The organism is Nocardia sp. NPDC058114, from assembly GCF_042884695.1.
Lineage (GTDB): Bacteria > Actinomycetota > Actinomycetes > Mycobacteriales > Mycobacteriaceae > Nocardia.
In genome coordinates this window covers 250,901-266,080 of sequence record NZ_JBHVTK010000003.1, presented here as the reverse complement: position 1 = coordinate 266,080, position 15,180 = coordinate 250,901, and the positions used below count along the sequence as shown (strand labels likewise).

The following is a 15,180-nucleotide window of genomic DNA, read 5'->3' as shown; positions in this document are numbered from 1 at the left end:
CGGGGAAACCTCGGCTAGTCGGGAAATCCGTCGAGGACCGCAGCCGATTTCGACAACCCGAGCCGCGTAGCACCGGCCTCGATCATCGCGGCGGCATCCGCGGCGGTGCGGATGCCGCCGCTGGCCTTCACCCCGAGTCGTCCGCCGACGGTCTCGGCCATCAACCGCACCGCGTGCACGCTCGCACCGCCCGCGGGATGAAAACCGGTGGAGGTCTTCACGAAATCGGCGCCCGCCTGTTCGGCCGCCCGGCACGCGCCGACGATCGCCGCATCGGTGAGCGCCGCCGATTCGATGATCACCTTGAGCACGGCCCGATCCCTGGTCGCCTCGCGCACGGTGATGATGTCGGCGAGCACGGCGTTGAAATCACCGGCCAGCGCGGCGCCCACGTCGATCACCATGTCCACCTCGGCGGCGCCCTGATCCACGGCCAGCCGCGCCTCGGCACCCTTCACCAGCGAATGGTGTTTGCCGGACGGGAAACCCGCCACGGTGGCCACCACCAGCCCCGGCGCACGCACCGGCAGCATCGAGGGCGACAGGCAGATCGCGTACACCCCCAGCTTGCGCGCCTCGACGACCAGCGAGTCGACCTCGGCCGGAGTGGCTTCCGGCGCGAGCAGGGTGTGGTCGATCATGTCGGCCACGGCGGCCCGGGTCAGCGGCGCGGAAGTCATTTCCCGAGCATCGCACACGCGCGGCCGAGTCCGGAACATCGGGCACGGCACATCATTGCGCTCCCGTACCCAAATCCTGGAGACTTAAGCCTGTGCTGATCCGTCGCGAGACCCCAGCGGACGCCCCGGCGATCGCCGCGATCCACCGCGCCGCTTTCGCCCCGCACTACGCGGGCGATCCGGCCGTCACCGAACCACCCGAACCCGCCCTCGTCGAGACGCTACGGACCGACGAGTCGTGGATGCCCACGCTGTCGCTGGTCGCCCTCGAATACGACACCGTCGTGGGGCACATCTGTCTCACCAGAGCCGGAATCGGCCCGTTCCCGGTGCTCGCGCTGGGTCCGCTCGGCGTCGATCCGGAGCATCAGAAGTCCGGCGTCGGCTCGGCATTGGTCCACGCCGCCCTCGGCGCCGCCGACGCTCTCGACGAATCGGTTGTCGGCCTGGTCGGCGATCCCGACTACTACGCCCGCTTCGGCTTCGTCCCCGGCACGCGCCTGGGCGTCGTGCCCGACGAAGCCGAATGGGCGCCGTATTTCCAGGTCCGCCCGCTCACGGCCTACGATTCCGCCGTCACCGGCGAATTCCGTTATCCGGCACCGTTTTACGACCTGTAGGTCACTCGAAGACGACCGTGCGCCGACCGTGCACGAGCACCCGGCCCTCCAGGTGCCAGCGCAGTCCACGCGCGAGCACGACCCGCTCGATGTCGCGTCCCTGTCTGACCATGTCGCGCGCGTCGTCGGCGTGATCGACGCGGATCACGTCCTGCTCGATGATGGGCCCCGCGTCCAGCTCGGCGGTGACGTAGTGGCAGGTCGCCCCGATCAGCTTCACCCCGCGCGCGTACGCCTGGTGATAGGGCCGCGCGCCGACGAACGAGGGCAGGAAGCTGTGGTGGATATTGAGCGCGCGCCCGGCCCAGTGCTCGCACAGCTCGGCGGGCAGCACCTGCATGAAACGGGCGAGCACCACGGCATGCGGATCGTGGGAGTCGACGAGGTCGCGCACCTGCTCGAAGGCCGGACCGCGCTCGGCCGGGTCCTTCGGGAACGGCACGTAGTGGAACTTCACCCCGTGGGCCTCGGTCATGCCCGCGAGGTCGGGGTGGTTGCCGATCACGGCCTCGATGGTCGCGGGCAGCTCACCGGCCTGTGCGCGGCCGAGCAGGTCGTGCAGGCAGTGCCCGTCCTTGCTGACCAGCAGCACCGCGCGCCGCGGCGCACCGGAATCGTGCAGCTGCCAGTCGGTCTCGGGACCGAACTCGGCGGCCACCTCGGCGAAGCGCACCCGCAGCTCGTCGATGGAGAACGGCACCGTCGAGGCCTTCACCGCCTGGCGGGTGAAGAACCAGCCGATGTCACCGTCGGAGTGATACCCGGCCTCCACGATCGAGCCGCCGAATTCGGCGATGAACGAGGAGATCCGGGCGATGACGCCCGGCCGGTCCGGGCACCCGAGGGTCAGCACGAACCGACGGTCGTCCGAGGTCACAGCGGTAGAGCTCATCCGCCGATTCTCGCAGGCGGTCAGGCCAGGGCGCGCACGGGCTCGCTGACGGCGGCCAGCACTCGGGCCACCTCGGCATTGAACAGGTCGTAGCGTTCGACGTTGCCGAGGTGTCCGGTCGGCAGCACCTTGAGCCCGGCGAGCGTGCCTGCTTCCTGGAGCAGCGCGGCCAGTCGCTCAGCGTGGATCGCGGGGGTCATGTCGTCACGATCGCCCGCGAGCACGGTGGTCGGGACCGAGAAGTTCTTCGCGTCATCGCCGAGGTGCAGCTCGGTGAGCAGGAAGCCGTAGCGCGAACGCGTCATCATCGGGCAGCCACGCACCACCGAGAGCGCGTAATTCAGCTTCTCGCGCGAGGTATCGAGGGTCATCACCTGCCGGGCGAAGATCCAGCGCACCGGCTTGATCGGCGGGAACACCACCGGGGTGCCGAGGATAAGCTTGCCGAGCCAGTCCGGCGTCGGCATCGAACGGCCGCCGAGCATCCGCAGCGGGATGTTCAGGCCGGGAACCATGGTCGACACCTCGACCAGTGAGTGCGCGCCGGTGTTGGTGAGGATCACCGCGGCGGCCTGTTCGGCGACCCGCTCGGGGTACCGGCCCGCCCAGGCGATGAGCGTCATCCCGCCCATGCTGTGCCCGGCCAGTACCGCGCGCTGCCCCGGCAGCAGTACGGCGTCGAGCACGTCGCACAGGTCGTCGGCGAGCAGATCGGTGCTGGGGCGGGCGTAGCCGTTGGTGCTCTCGCCGTGGCCGCGCTGGTCGTAGGCGACCACGCGGTACTCGCCGGCGAAGGCGTTGATCTGGGCGTTCCAGTATTCGATCGAACACGTCCAGCCGTGGGCGAACACGATGACGGGCGCGTCGACGGGGCCGTAGGCGTGCACCCGCAGGCGGGCGCCGTCGGCGGTGACCACGGGGATCACGTCGTGCGGTATCCGCGGCGGATCGAAGGCCGCGATCCCGTGCGTCCGTGTCCGCAGGTCCGCCCGGTGGGCCGCGAGGGTGGTCTCGACCACGGTGGACACCCGGTCGACCAGGTTCACCAGAGCCGTCGGCAACTTTGCGCGCATCGGCACACTCCTTTGTGTTACTGATAGATACAGTAACACCGCGTACCACTCACCCGCGAGCCCTTCGAGGGGCTGTTTACCAGCGCGGGCCGCGCTGCACCTCGTCCACCTTCGGGCGCACATCGGCCAGGTACACCCCGGTCGCGATGATCGCGATGAACGACAGCATCCCCAGCCCCCCGATGCCGATCAGCAGAAACACCAGCGCACCACCGAGAATGGCCAGCCAGATCGGCTTGGTCATCTTGTCGACGGCGGTGAAGGCATCCGAACGCTGGCGCACAGCGTGAATGAGCGCGAACACCGTCGCGCCGAAGGCGCCGATCCACAGGATCAGCAGAATCAGCGAGGTCATCCCATTCACCAGGTTCACACCCCCATCATACGAACAGCGGCCCCGCACACACCTGGTGTACGGGGCCGCTGTCAGCGGTGCTGCGCGAAGGCTAGACCTTCTTGGGCGCGGCGGCCTTCTTCGCCGGAGCGGCCTTCTTGGCCGGAGCCTTCTTGGCGACGGGAGCCTTGGCCGGAGCCGGCTCGGTGGTGACGGCGACGACCTCGGCCTCGACCACGGCGTCGACCTTGTCGGCCACGGCCTCGGCCTCGGCCTTGGTGCGACCCAGCAGGTCGTTGACCTTGGTCAGGGCATCCTCGGCGCGAGCGGAGGCATCCTTGTAGAGGTTCTCGACGCGCCCGATCTGCTCGTCGACGGCCTGGTTGGCACGCAGCCGGTCGACGGTCTCCTCGCCGCGAACGGCGAGATCGGCGTAGATGTCGAGCGCCTGGCGGTAGTACTGCTCGGCCAGCTTGCGCAGCTCTTCGGGGGTGAACTTCTCGCGCAGCTCGGCGAGGTCCTCCGGCAGCTCCGACGGCAGGCCGGAGATACGGTCACGCAGGGTGTCGAACTGGGCCTGCACGTCGGCGGGCACGTTCGCGATGCGCTCGCGGGCCTCTTCGACGCGGGCCTTCGGGTCGGCGGTGGCAACGCGGCCACGCACGTCGGCGACGACGTCGTTCACGGCGGCGTAGATGGCGTCACCGGCGCCGACGGTGGCGAACAGCGGCTTGGTCACAGTGGCGGTCTTCTCGGTCATCAGTCTTCAGTCTCCTGGTGTGGCGGAGTGTCAGTTGTCGTGAACGAAACGTCAGTGTCTCGTTCGTTCCCCCCTGAGCCGGCTTCTTCCCCGTTTTCCCGGCGAAACGACTCATAGATTTCCAGCAACACCTGTTTCTGCCGCTCGGACACCGAAGTGTCGGCCAGCAGGGCGTCACGGACCGGGCTGTGCGGACGCTGTTCCAGAAATCCTGCCCGCACATACAACACCTCCGAGGAAACCCGCAGTGCCTTGGCGATCTGCGCGAGTACTTCGGCGGAGGGATTACGTAATCCGCGTTCGATTTGGCTCAGGTACGGATTACTTACCCCCGCCAGAGCGGCGAGCTGACGCAGGGACACCTGCGCACCTTCGCGCTGTGCCCTGATGAAACCTCCGATGTCTTGAGCCGCGTGCGCTACACGACTCTCGGGTTGGTCTGTCATCGCTCACCTTCTGGCGTTGTAAGGCCAATAGTAGAACAGGGTGCTAGCTATTGCAAGCACTACAGTTAGCACCCGGTCGGCTAACACGTACGCAGCCCCGGTTACCAGGTCGTTCAGTGGAACAGCAGCTGCGAGATCGTGTAGATGGCCAGGCCGGCGAGCGAGCCGACGACCGTGCCGTTGATCCGGATGAATTGCAGATCCCGACCGACCTGCAATTCGATCTTCCTGCTCGCCTCGTCGGCGTCCCAGCGCGCGACCGTATCGGTCACCAATGTCGTGATCTCCGCGGAGTAGTTACCGACCAGATAGCGAGCACCGCGATCGATCCACCCGTCCACTTTGCCACGCATCTCCGGGTCGTCGCGGAGGCGCTCGCCGAGCTGCTGCACATTCTCGGCCACCTTGCGGCGAAGGGTGGAATCCGGGTCTTCGGCCGATTCCAAGATCAACCGCTTCGCCGCCCGCCAGGTGGCCTCGGCCATTCCGGTGATCTGCTCGCGGCCCATGATCTCGGCCTTGACCTTCTCCGCCTTGGCGATCATCGCGTCGTCGTGTTGCAGGTCCTCGGCGAAATCCTGGAGAAAGCGATCGGCGGCCCGCCGCAATTCGTGTTCAGGATCGGAGCGCACCTTCCAGGTGAACTCGACGAGTTCCCGATAAATTCGCTCCGACAGCAATGTATTGACAAATTTCGGCGCCCATTGCGGCGCATCGCGCACCACGATCCGGTCGATCGTGTCCTGGGAACCCAGCGCCCACTGATGCGCGCGCTCGGCCAGCAGGTCGATCAGCGGCCGCTGCCGGTTGTCGGCGATCATCTCCGAGAGCACCCGGCCCAGCGGCGGCCCCCACAGCGGTTCGGCGATCCGCTTGACGATGGTGTTGTCGATGATCTGCTCGACGTCCTCGTCGCGCAGGGTGTTGACCACCGCGGTCAGGATCGTCGCGCTCTCCTGCGCCACCCGCGCCGCGTGCGCCGGATCGGCCATCCACCGGCCCACGCGCAGCGAGATCTGCGCCGAGTCCAGGCGCGCCGAGACCACGTCGGGGGCGAGGAAGTTGGTGCCCACGAAGGCGCCGAGGCTCTCCCCGAGCTGGTCCTTCTTCTTGCGGATGATCGCGGTGTGCGGGATCGGCAGACCCAGCGGGTGCTTGAACAGCGCGGTGACCGCGAACCAGTCGGCCAGCGCGCCGACCATGCCCGCCTCCGAGGCCGCGCGGACATAGCCGACCCACTCGCCACCGCCGCCACGCGATTCGAGCCAGCGGCACAGCAGGTAGATCACACTGGCCACCAGCAGGAAGCTGGTCGCCAGTGCCTTCATCTTGAACAGGTCACGTTTTTTGCCCGCCTCGTCGGTCATCACCGCGAAGCCGGCGGGCTGTGCGGCGGGCTCGGTGCGCGGCGTGAGAACCGCCGTGTTGCCGGGAGATTTCTCCATAGCCCCCATTCTGCTGTGCGCACGGCGAGTGCGCCGCCGCCAACCCCGCGTGGCGTCGCCCACGACACGGCGAACCGCGCGGTTTGTCGTACGCGCGCGTAAGCACTCGAGTGTGGTAAATGCCGCAACGTGGGCCAAAGGAGCGCCACCCCACACCGGCGCGCCTAAGCTGTTGACTAAAGACGCCAACATCGATACGAGGGGGCTGTTCTGTCCACCGAAGACCTTGTCGAGATCGGCGAGCAGTCGAGCCGAGCAGGAGTGCGCGGCGGCGGCCAGGCTGACGGCCGCAAACGTCGGTGGCGACAGCACAAGATCGACCGCCGCGAGGAACTGGTCGACGGCACGCTCAACGCCATCCGCGCGCGGGGCAGCCAGGCGGGCATGGACGAGATCGCCACCGAGATCGGCGTGTCCAAGACCGTGCTGTACCGCTACTTCGCGGACAAGAACGACCTGGTCCACGCCACCATGCAGCGGTTCATCGAAACCACGCTGCTACCCCGGGTGTACGGCGCGATCAGTCTCGACGCCGACGAATACCAACTCGTGCGCGCCGCGATGACCGAATACGTCGGCACCGTCGACGACGACCCCGAGGTCTACCGGTTCATCATGAGCAATGCCGCGGGCGACAAGTCCTCGCTCGCGGAGTTCGAGCGCCTCTTCGCCGATGTGGTCACTACGGTGCTGGTCGACCGGGCGGGCGCCAAGGGCATCCGCACCGAGGGCGCGATGCTGTGGTCGTACGTGCTGGTCGGCGGCATCCAGCTGGCCACCCACTGGTGGACCACCACCGACAAGGCCATGCCGCGTCAGGACGTCATCGACTACCTCACGATGATGGCCTGGAGTGCGATCGAGGGCATGGCCCGCGCGGGTGGCTCACCCGAGATCTTCACCGCGCAGCCGCATCCGCTGCCCGAAATGCCGCAACAGTCGCCCTGAGCTGGGATTTCCCGCGTTCGAGGGAGCCGGGCTCGACAACGGCGCACGGTTGGCTACGCTGAACGCGGGCGGGACGCTGTGGCTTGTGTCACCGCCGTGCGCGTCGGCACCAACGGAGGTATCTCGATGGCGAAGAACGTGCCGACTTCCCGGCTTGCCCGCGGGACGAAGCTGGGGGCAGTCGCGGCGGGGTCGGTCATCCGCTCGAAGAAGACCAGATTATCGATGCGCGGCCGCTCGGAGGCCGTGCGCGCGCGGATGGCCGAGGAGTCGATGATCCGCACCACCGAACAGGTGGTCATGGTGCTGGGCACCATGAAGGGCGTCGCCATGAAGCTGGGCCAGATGATGTCGGTGCTCGACCTGGATCTGGTGCCGGAGAACCATCGCGAGCGGTTCCAGCAGCGCCTGGCCGTGCTGCGCAACGCCGCACCCACGGTGTCGTTCGAGTCCATGCGCACGGTGATCGAGCAGGATTTCGGTGCCCCGCTGGCGGAGATCTTCGCCGAATTCGATCCGGAGCCGATCGCCGCCGCCTCGATCGGCCAGGTGTACCGGGCCACGCTGAACGACGGCCGTGCTGTCGCGGTGAAGGTCCAGTACCCCGGGGTCGACGCCGCCGTGCGCGCGGATCTGAAGAACCTCACCATGTTCCGCCGGGTGCTCGCCTCGGCGATGCCGTGGATCACCCCCGCGGTGCTCGACGAGCTGAAACTGAACATGGAGAGCGAGCTCGACTACCAGGCCGAAGCCGCCACGCAGGCCGAGATCGCGCACCTGTACCGCGACCACCCGTTCATCGTGGTGCCGTCCTCGGTGCCGGAGCTGTCGACCACCCGCGTGCTGGTCAGCGAGTTCATCGACGGCGACGGATTCGACGAGGTGCGGAAAATGCCCGCCGCGGTACGTAACCGGGTCGGCGAGATCATCTACCGCTTCTACGTCGGCTCGCTGTTCAGCTTCAACGAGTTCTGTGGCGACCCGCACCCGGGCAATGTGCTGCTCGCCAGGGACGGCCGGGTCGCCTTCCTCGATTTCGGGTTGTTCAACCGGATGGACCCCAAGCTGGTCGGATTCGAGATCCAGTGCCTGCGCGCGGCCGCCGAGGATCGCGCGGAAGACCTGCGGCAGCTGATGATCGATCGCGGCGTGATCGATTCGCCCGAGGAGATCGGCGCCGAGGAATGCCTCGAATACGTGCTCGCCGCCTCGGAATGGTGTCTGGTGGACGAGGAACTCACCATCACCCCGGAACTGGCCAGTGGCGCGTTCCTGCTCGCCGTCGACCCGAGGGCCAGCGAGTTCACCGGCATGAAGCAGCAGAATCTGCCGCCCGAACACCTGTTCTCGCGCCGCGCCGACTTCCTCACCTTCGGCATGCTCGGCCAGCTCGACAGCACCAACAACTGGCATCTGGTCGCCAGGGAATGGCTCTACGGCGATCAGCCGGTCACCGAACTCGGGCTGGCCCATCGTGATTGGCTCGCCACTCATCCACCGAAACCGGTGAAGAAGACTCGTGCCCCCCGCAAGGCGAGCGCACCGGCCACCAAGCCCTGAATCATCTTTCGAAAGGCGCGTCATGCCGCAGCACCGTGAGTTCGACCTGATCCTGTTCGGCGCAACAGGTTTCGTCGGCAAACTCACCGCCGAATACCTGCTCACCGCGGCCCCGGCCGACGCCAGGATCGCCCTGGCCGGCCGTTCGGCGAGCAAGCTCGCCGCCACTCGCGACGAGCTCGGGCCCGCCGCCGCGACATGGGAACTCGTCGTCGCCGATTCCAGCGACCCCGCCTCGCTGGCCTCGATGGCCGAGCGCACCAAGGTCGTGGTCACCACGGTCGGACCGTACCTGCGCTACGGCATGCCCCTGCTGGGCGCGTGTGCCGCGGCAGGCACCCACTACGCCGACCTCACCGGTGAGCCGCTGTTCATCCACGACGCCATCGAGAAGTACGAGCAGACCGCGGTCGACTCGGGCGCCAAGATCGTGAATTCCTGTGGCTACGACTCGATTCCGTCCGACCTGAGCGTGTACGAGATCTACCGGGCCACGATCGCCGACGACACCGGCGAGCTCGAGGACACCACCCTGGTCGCCTATCTCAAGGGCGGCGCGAGCGGCGGCACCATCGATTCCGGGCGTGCCATGTGGGAGGACGTGGCGGCCGACTCCGCGCGCGGCAAGATCCTGGCCCACCCGTATTCGCTGAGCCCGGATCGCAGCATGGAACCCGATGTCGGCCGCCAGTCCGATCTGGCGCTGGCCCGCGCCGACAGCATCGACCCCGGCCTGGACGGCTGGGTCACCACGTTCGTGATGGCCTCGCACAACACCAAGGTCGTGCGCCGCACCAACGGCCTGCTCGGCTGGGTCTACGGCAAGCAGTTCCGCTACCGCGAGGTGATGAACGCGGGCACCTCGGCCGCCGCGCCGCTGGTCGCCGCGGGTATCGCGGGCGGCATCGTGGCGGGCATGGCCTCGGGCGCGGTCCTGTCGAGAGTTTCGCTCGGCCGTAAGCTGCTCGACCGGATTCTGCCCAAGCCCGGCACCGGCCCCAGCGAAAAGGCCCGCCGCAGTGGGTGGTTCACCATGAAGACCTTCGCCCGCACCAGCTCCGGCGCCAAATATCAGGCCACCTTCTCCGGCACGGGCGATCCCGGCTATCAGGCCACCGCCGTACTGCTCGGCCAGAGCGGCCTGAGCCTGGCCTTCGACACCCTGCCCGAGCGCGCGGGCGTGCTCACCCCCGCGTCGGCGATGGGCGAGGCGCTCACCACGCGGCTGCGCGAGGCCGGGATGACCATCGAGGTCGCGCGCCGGTGAATCTCGCGCGCAGGACCATGAACGCCCCGGCGCTGGCCGCGGTGTACGAGCACGCGTGGCGACCCACGCTGTTCTACCTCGCCAGCGGCCGGACCACCGGCACCGACCGCCACGAAGCGGTCGGTGCCCTGCGGCTGAGCGGCCCCATGAAGGTGCTCGATGTGGCGTGCGGCCCAGGCAATTTCACCGGCTACCTCAGCGAGTACCTGACCAAGGGCGGTTTCGTCACCGGCCTGGACTACTCGGCGCCGATGCTGGCCAAGGCCGCGACCGACAACGCCAGCCCGCGCGTCGGTTATGTTCGGGGCGACGCGCGCATGCTGCCGTTCGCCGACGGGACCTTCGACGCCGTCTGCTGTTTCGGCGCCCTCTACCTGATCCCCGATCCGCTGGTCGCCACCCGCGAGATGATCCGCGTCCTCGCCCCGGGCGGCCGTATCGCGATCAGCACCAGCTATGCCGAGGACAACCTCTTCGGCTCGGCGAGCAGCCTGGCCGCGAGCCTGAGCGGCCTTCGCCTGTTCGACCGCGATACCTTCCCGAAGCTGTTCGCCCGCGCGGGCCTGACCGAAATCGACCAGCGCGTCCACCGTTTCATGCAATACGTGGACGCCACCAAGCCGGTGTCAGACCAGGCTTAGCCAGTAGTCCTGGAACTTCAGGAACACCAGCAGCAGCACCACCGCGTAGAACACCACAACCAGGGTCCAGCGCCATTCGGCGAGGATTCCCATCGCACCGCGCGACCGGCCCCACAGTTCCTGCGTGGTCACCGCGAACAGCACCGGCACCGCCACCCACACCACCATGCAGTACGGGCACAGCGCGTTGATCCGGTACAGGCTCTGGAAGATCAGCCAGCACAGCCCGGCGATGCCGAGCACGGTGCCGAGCCACAGCCCGCCCCAGATCCAGCGCGGGAAGCCCACGCCGACCACCGACAGCACGGCCAGGGTCACCACCACCGAGAACCCGACGACGCCGATGAGCGGGTTGGGGAAACCGAAGACCGCGGCCTGGTCGGTCTTCATGATCGACCCGCACGACAGCACCGAGTTGATGCTGCACGAGGTCACGTAATCCGGGTCGACGAACAGCTTGAACCGTTCGACGGTGAGCGTGAACGACGCCAGCCAGCCCGCCAGCCCGGCGATCAGCAGCAGCCAGGCCGAGCGGGCGGGGGCGGTGATCACTTCGCCGCGTCAGCGATCACGGGGGCCAGGCCGTTCTCGGTGAAGATCGCGTCGGTCTGGTTCAGCTGGCCGTTGATGTACACCGACGGCGTGGACTTCACGCCACTCTGCAGCGTGGTCTGGGTGACCTGCTGGATGTAGTCGTTGTACGGCTTGTCGTTGATGCAGGTCGCCACGGCCGGATCGGTGTACCCCGCGTCGGTGGCGATCTTGATGAGCTCGTCGTTGCTCAGGCCCGCACCGCCCTCGGCGGGCTGCTTCTCGAACATGGTCTGCAACCAGGACTGGTACTTCGTGGTGTCCGACTTCGCCACGCAGAACGACGCGTTGGCCGCACGCGAGGAGTACTGGTTGGTCGAGGCCTTGTCGAGGAACGAGATGATCTGGTACTCGACGGAGGCGGTGCCGTCGGCGGCGGCCTTGGCGAGTGTCGCACCGTTGGCTGCCTCGAACTGCTTGCAGGCCGGGCACTGGAGGTCGGCGACCACGCGCACCTTGACCTTGGCATCGGGATTGCCGATCACGACCGTGCCGGTCTCGGTGACCGCCCCGCCCGTCGCGGGCAGCTGCGCCGCCGAGGTCGTCGACGATTCCTTGTCGGAATCGGACTTGTTCACCGCGATGCCGATGCCGATGGCCGCGACCAGCGCGACCAGGACGGCGGCGACGCCGGCCTGGATCGCGATCTTGCGCTTCTTGTCGGCCGCCTCGGCCGCCGCCAGCGGATTCCTGCCCGAGGGACTCTTGCCCGTGCTCACCGTCGTCACACGCCTTTCGCTCGTTGGCTCCCCACCGGGAACATCATGCGGGCCGAACCTGAGAGTTTCCGCAATGCGCGTCTTGCCCGTATTCAGGACTCGTCGAGTCGACGCAACTGCTCGGCGATATCGAAGTCGGCGGGCGGCCAGTCGAGTTCCATCTGCGCCAACGCGGCGATCAGCAATTCGGTGACCGCGAGGCGCGCGTACCACTTGTGGTCCGACGGCAGCACGTGCCAGGGCGCGTAATCGGTGTTGGTGCGGTCGAGAACGGCCTGGTACGCCTTCTGATATTCGGGCCAGTAGGCGCGTTCGGTGATGTCGGAGGGGTTGAACTTCCAGTATTTGTCCGGGCGTTCCAGCCGTTCACGCAGCCGGCTCTTCTGCTCGTCGAGGGAGACGAACATCGCGACCTTCACGATGGTGGTGCCCGCGTCGGCGATCTCCTTCTCGAACGCGTTGATCTGGTCGTAGCGCTGTTCCCACTCCGCCTGCGGCACGAGGTCGTGCACCCGCACCACCAGCACGTCCTCGTAGTGGGAGCGGTCGAAGACGCCGATCTGGCCGTGGGCGGGCAGCTTGTTGCGGATGCGCCACAGGAAATCGTGCTGCTTCTCCAGCTCGGTGGGCACGCCGAACGACGCGTGGTCGACGCCCTGCGGGTCGACCGACCCGATGACGTGGCGCACGATGCCGCCCTTACCCGCGGTGTCCATGCCCTGCAAGATCAGCAGCACGCTGCGCTGTCCACCGGTGCGACCGTGCGCGAACAGCTTCTCCTGCAAGACCGAGAGCACCGTCGCCCGTTCGGCGAGCAGTTCCTTGCCGAGGCGCTTGCCGCCGCTGAAGCCCGGCGTGCTCGAGGTGTCCAGATCAGCGACGCGCTGACCGTCGGCGCGCAGCGCGATATCGGCCGTTTCGGTCCACTGTTTCGCCATTTCCCATGCCTACCACTAATGGGCGGGTTTGCCGGGCAAGCTCGACGCAATCGTTGCCTGCCAGCACTGCACGCCCGCCGGGTCGGCGATGTCGGCACTGTGCACATACACGGGGTCCGCACCCGCACCGCGCTGAGCGCGATAGTCGGCGAGCAGGCGGAACGCGACGACGCCGAGCGGGATGATCGCGGCCAGGTTGACCAGCGCCATCACGCCCATGAACACATCGGCCAGGTTCCAGATCAGGCTCACCGAACCGAGCGCGCCGCCGAAGACCGCCACCAGCACCAGGATTCGGAACGCGGTGAGCACCTGGGGACGGGTGGTGATGAATTCGATATTGGCGCGACCGTAGTAGAAGTTGCCGATCATCGAGCTGAACGCGAGCAGGAACACCACCGCGGTGAGCACGTGCCCGGCCCAGGTGCCCAGCGACGCCTGCAGCGCGCTCTGGGTCAGGTCGGCGCTGCGCCGCTCGGACAGATCAGGGTCGCTGGTCAGGATGATGAACGCGGTGATCGAGCAGATCAGCAGGGTGTCGAAGTAGACGCCGAGCGATTGGACCAATCCCTGCTTCACCGGATGCGAGACATCGGCCGCCGCAGCGGCATTGGGCGAGGACCCGAGTCCGGCCTCGTTGGAGAACATGCCGCGCCGGATGCCCTGCGCGAGCGCGGTCCCGATTCCGCCGCCGACCACCTCACGCAGCCCGAACGCCCCGCCGACGATATCGGCGAGCACCCGCGGCAGGTCGGTGATGTTCAGCGCCACCACCGCGATGCCGAGCAGCAGGTACACCACCGCCATCACCGGAACCAGCACCTCGGTGATGTGGCTGATCCGGCGCACCCCTCCGAAGATCACCACCCCGAGCAACGTGATCAGGCAGAGCCCGACCAGCGGCGCGAACCAGTCACCGTCCAGCGCCGACAGCGACGCCCGCCCGGTGGCCACGATGGTGTTGGACTGCACCGCGTTGAACACGAACCCGAAGGTCACGGTGATGATCACCGCGAAGGTCAGCCCCTGCCACCGACGGCGCAGCCCGTACTCCATGTAGTACGCCGGACCGCCGCGGAAGGTGCCCGGCTCGCTCTCCCGCCGCTTGTAGAGCTGGGCGAGCGTCGATTCCACGAACGCCGACGCGGCCCCGACCGTAGCCATCGCCCACATCCAGAACACCGCCCCCGGCCCACCGACACTGATCGCGGTCGCGACCCCCGCGATGTTGCCCGTGCCCACCCGAGCCGCCGCCGAAATACTGAACGCCCCGAAGGCCGACACCGCCTTCTTCCCATCCGCCGCCGTCGGCCCCTTCTCGGCCACCACCCGGAACATCTCCGGCAGCATCCGCAGCTGTACCACCCCGCTGCGCACGGTGAAGTACACCCCCGCCGCCACGACCAGCGGAATCAGCAGCCAGTTCCAGAACACATCATTGACGTCGACGATCACCGAGTTCAGCGTGTCCATCCGCCGAACGCTACCGCCGCCACACCCCACGACCGATCAGGCCGCGCTCATGTTGCTCAGTGGCTGAAGGCGGCGACGGCGAACATGGCGGCTACGCCGAACAGGGTGCACAGCAGGGTCAGCCGGGAGGGGTGGCCCGCGTGGGCCTCGGGAAGGATGTCGGCGGTGGCGAGGTAGAGGAGGAAACCGGCGAAGTAGCCCATGTAGAGGCCGATCCAGTTCTCGGGGACGTGGATCAGGGTGCCCAGGACGGCGCCCACGACGGGCGCGATGGCGTCGAGGGCCAGCAGGGTGAGGGCGCGTTTGCGGGCGTTGCCGTAGACGGTGGGGATGGTGAAAGTGTTGAAACCGTCGGCGAAGTCGTGGCAGATCACGGCGATCGCCACGGACAGGCCGACCGCCGCGCCTGCCTGGTAGCCGAGGCCGATGCCGAAACCGTCCAGGGTGCTGTGGAAGATCAAGCCGCCCGCCGCGAGCAGGCCGACCGACTCGAAACCGTGCTTGTGCGTACCGAATTCCTGCTCGTGGCCACGGTGGACGGCGACCGCGCGCTCGATCACGTGCAGGCTGAGGAAGCCGAGGACCGCGGCGATCAACACATACGGAATGCCCCGGAACATGCCGTCGGACTGTTCGAGCGCCTCGGGGATCAGGTCGAACGCGACCACACCGAACATCACCCCGGCGGCCAGCCCGAGAACCAGGTGCTTGCGGTCGCCGATCCGCATGGCGACGAAGCCGCCGAGCAGCGTCGACAACATCGACACCAGGGACAACAGGATCGCCATGAGCT

At 67.5% G+C, this 15,180-nt stretch carries 17 protein-coding genes; 5 read left to right on the top strand and 12 right to left on the bottom strand.

Annotated elements, in window-relative coordinates:
- Positions 1-14: 14 nt before the first annotated feature.
- Positions 15-680, bottom strand: a complete 666-nt coding sequence (gene deoC / locus ACFVVI_RS13795) for a deoxyribose-phosphate aldolase (protein WP_378634061.1) — start codon at positions 678-680, stop codon at positions 15-17.
- Positions 681-772: 92 nt separating this feature from the next.
- Between deoC and ACFVVI_RS13790 the strand changes: the two genes are divergently transcribed.
- Positions 773-1,300, top strand: coding sequence for a GNAT family N-acetyltransferase (locus tag ACFVVI_RS13790; protein WP_387445656.1), 528 nt, complete (start codon positions 773-775; stop codon positions 1,298-1,300).
- Between the two features lies 1 nt (position 1,301).
- On the opposite strand, the gene purU is transcribed toward ACFVVI_RS13790, so the two are convergent.
- The 6 genes from purU to ACFVVI_RS13760 all read right to left on the bottom strand — a co-directional run bounded on the left by purU (position 1,302) and on the right by ACFVVI_RS13760 (position 6,172).
- The gene (gene purU, locus ACFVVI_RS13785; RefSeq protein ID WP_387445654.1) at positions 1,302-2,192 is read right to left on the bottom strand and encodes a formyltetrahydrofolate deformylase; all 891 of its coding nucleotides are present in this window, start codon (positions 2,190-2,192) and stop codon (positions 1,302-1,304) included.
- A gap of 20 nt (positions 2,193-2,212) precedes the next feature.
- A complete protein-coding gene (locus ACFVVI_RS13780; protein WP_387445653.1) occupies positions 2,213-3,265 on the bottom strand; it encodes an alpha/beta fold hydrolase in 1,053 nt (350 codons plus the stop codon).
- A 76-nt stretch (positions 3,266-3,341) separates the two neighbouring features.
- The gene (locus tag ACFVVI_RS13775; RefSeq protein WP_235569396.1) at positions 3,342-3,620 is read right to left on the bottom strand and encodes a DUF2516 family protein; all 279 of its coding nucleotides are present in this window, start codon (positions 3,618-3,620) and stop codon (positions 3,342-3,344) included.
- 91 nt (positions 3,621-3,711) lie between these two features.
- Positions 3,712-4,359: a heparin-binding hemagglutinin gene (locus ACFVVI_RS13770; RefSeq protein ID WP_378991069.1), complete on the bottom strand. Its 648-nt coding sequence runs from the start codon at positions 4,357-4,359 to the stop codon at positions 3,712-3,714.
- The gene (locus ACFVVI_RS13765) at positions 4,359-4,805 is read right to left on the bottom strand and encodes a helix-turn-helix domain-containing protein (protein WP_101465494.1); all 447 of its coding nucleotides are present in this window, start codon (positions 4,803-4,805) and stop codon (positions 4,359-4,361) included. Before ACFVVI_RS13765 ends, ACFVVI_RS13770 begins: the two co-directional genes overlap by 1 nt.
- A gap of 113 nt (positions 4,806-4,918) precedes the next feature.
- Positions 4,919-6,172 (bottom strand): DUF445 domain-containing protein, encoded by a 1,254-nt coding sequence (locus ACFVVI_RS13760; RefSeq protein ID WP_387445885.1) that lies wholly within the window; start codon positions 6,170-6,172, stop codon positions 4,919-4,921.
- A gap of 339 nt (positions 6,173-6,511) precedes the next feature.
- Here ACFVVI_RS13760 and ACFVVI_RS13755 point away from each other — a divergent pair, with 339 nt between their 5' ends.
- From ACFVVI_RS13755 to ACFVVI_RS13740, 4 genes are all read left to right on the top strand, one after another.
- Positions 6,512-7,198: a TetR/AcrR family transcriptional regulator gene (locus ACFVVI_RS13755; protein WP_378991072.1), complete on the top strand. Its 687-nt coding sequence runs from the start codon at positions 6,512-6,514 to the stop codon at positions 7,196-7,198.
- Positions 7,199-7,324: 126 nt separating this feature from the next.
- Complete coding sequence (locus ACFVVI_RS13750) at positions 7,325-8,758, top strand: ABC1 kinase family protein (RefSeq protein WP_379312787.1); 1,434 nt, start codon at positions 7,325-7,327, stop codon at positions 8,756-8,758.
- Positions 8,759-8,780: 22 nt separating this feature from the next.
- On the top strand, positions 8,781-10,025 hold the full coding sequence (locus ACFVVI_RS13745) for a saccharopine dehydrogenase family protein (RefSeq protein ID WP_379312788.1): 1,245 nt from the start codon (positions 8,781-8,783) through the stop codon (positions 10,023-10,025).
- Positions 10,022-10,666 carry a class I SAM-dependent methyltransferase gene (locus ACFVVI_RS13740; RefSeq protein WP_379312789.1) on the top strand — a complete coding sequence of 215 codons (645 nt, stop codon included), beginning with the start codon at positions 10,022-10,024 and terminating at the stop codon, positions 10,664-10,666. Before ACFVVI_RS13745 ends, ACFVVI_RS13740 begins: the two co-directional genes overlap by 4 nt.
- Here the strand turns inward: ACFVVI_RS13740 and ACFVVI_RS13735 are convergent.
- From ACFVVI_RS13735 to ACFVVI_RS13715, 5 genes are all read right to left on the bottom strand, one after another.
- On the bottom strand, positions 10,652-11,215 hold the full coding sequence (locus ACFVVI_RS13735; RefSeq protein ID WP_378991240.1) for a vitamin K epoxide reductase family protein: 564 nt from the start codon (positions 11,213-11,215) through the stop codon (positions 10,652-10,654). The genes ACFVVI_RS13740 and ACFVVI_RS13735 overlap by 15 nt on opposite strands.
- On the bottom strand, positions 11,215-11,976 hold the full coding sequence (locus ACFVVI_RS13730) for a DsbA family protein (protein ID WP_387445651.1): 762 nt from the start codon (positions 11,974-11,976) through the stop codon (positions 11,215-11,217). The genes ACFVVI_RS13735 and ACFVVI_RS13730 overlap by 1 nt, the downstream gene beginning before the upstream one ends.
- Positions 11,977-12,068: 92 nt before the next feature.
- Entirely contained in the window at positions 12,069-12,914 is an 846-nt protein-coding gene (locus ACFVVI_RS13725; protein WP_387445650.1) for a polyphosphate kinase 2 family protein, read from the bottom strand.
- 15 nt (positions 12,915-12,929) lie between these two features.
- Entirely contained in the window at positions 12,930-14,387 is a 1,458-nt protein-coding gene (locus tag ACFVVI_RS13720; RefSeq protein ID WP_387445648.1) for an alanine/glycine:cation symporter family protein, read from the bottom strand.
- A gap of 56 nt (positions 14,388-14,443) precedes the next feature.
- Positions 14,444-15,175, bottom strand: a complete 732-nt coding sequence (locus ACFVVI_RS13715) for a ZIP family metal transporter (RefSeq protein WP_387445646.1) — start codon at positions 15,173-15,175, stop codon at positions 14,444-14,446.
- Between the last annotated feature and the right edge of the window lie 5 nt (positions 15,176-15,180).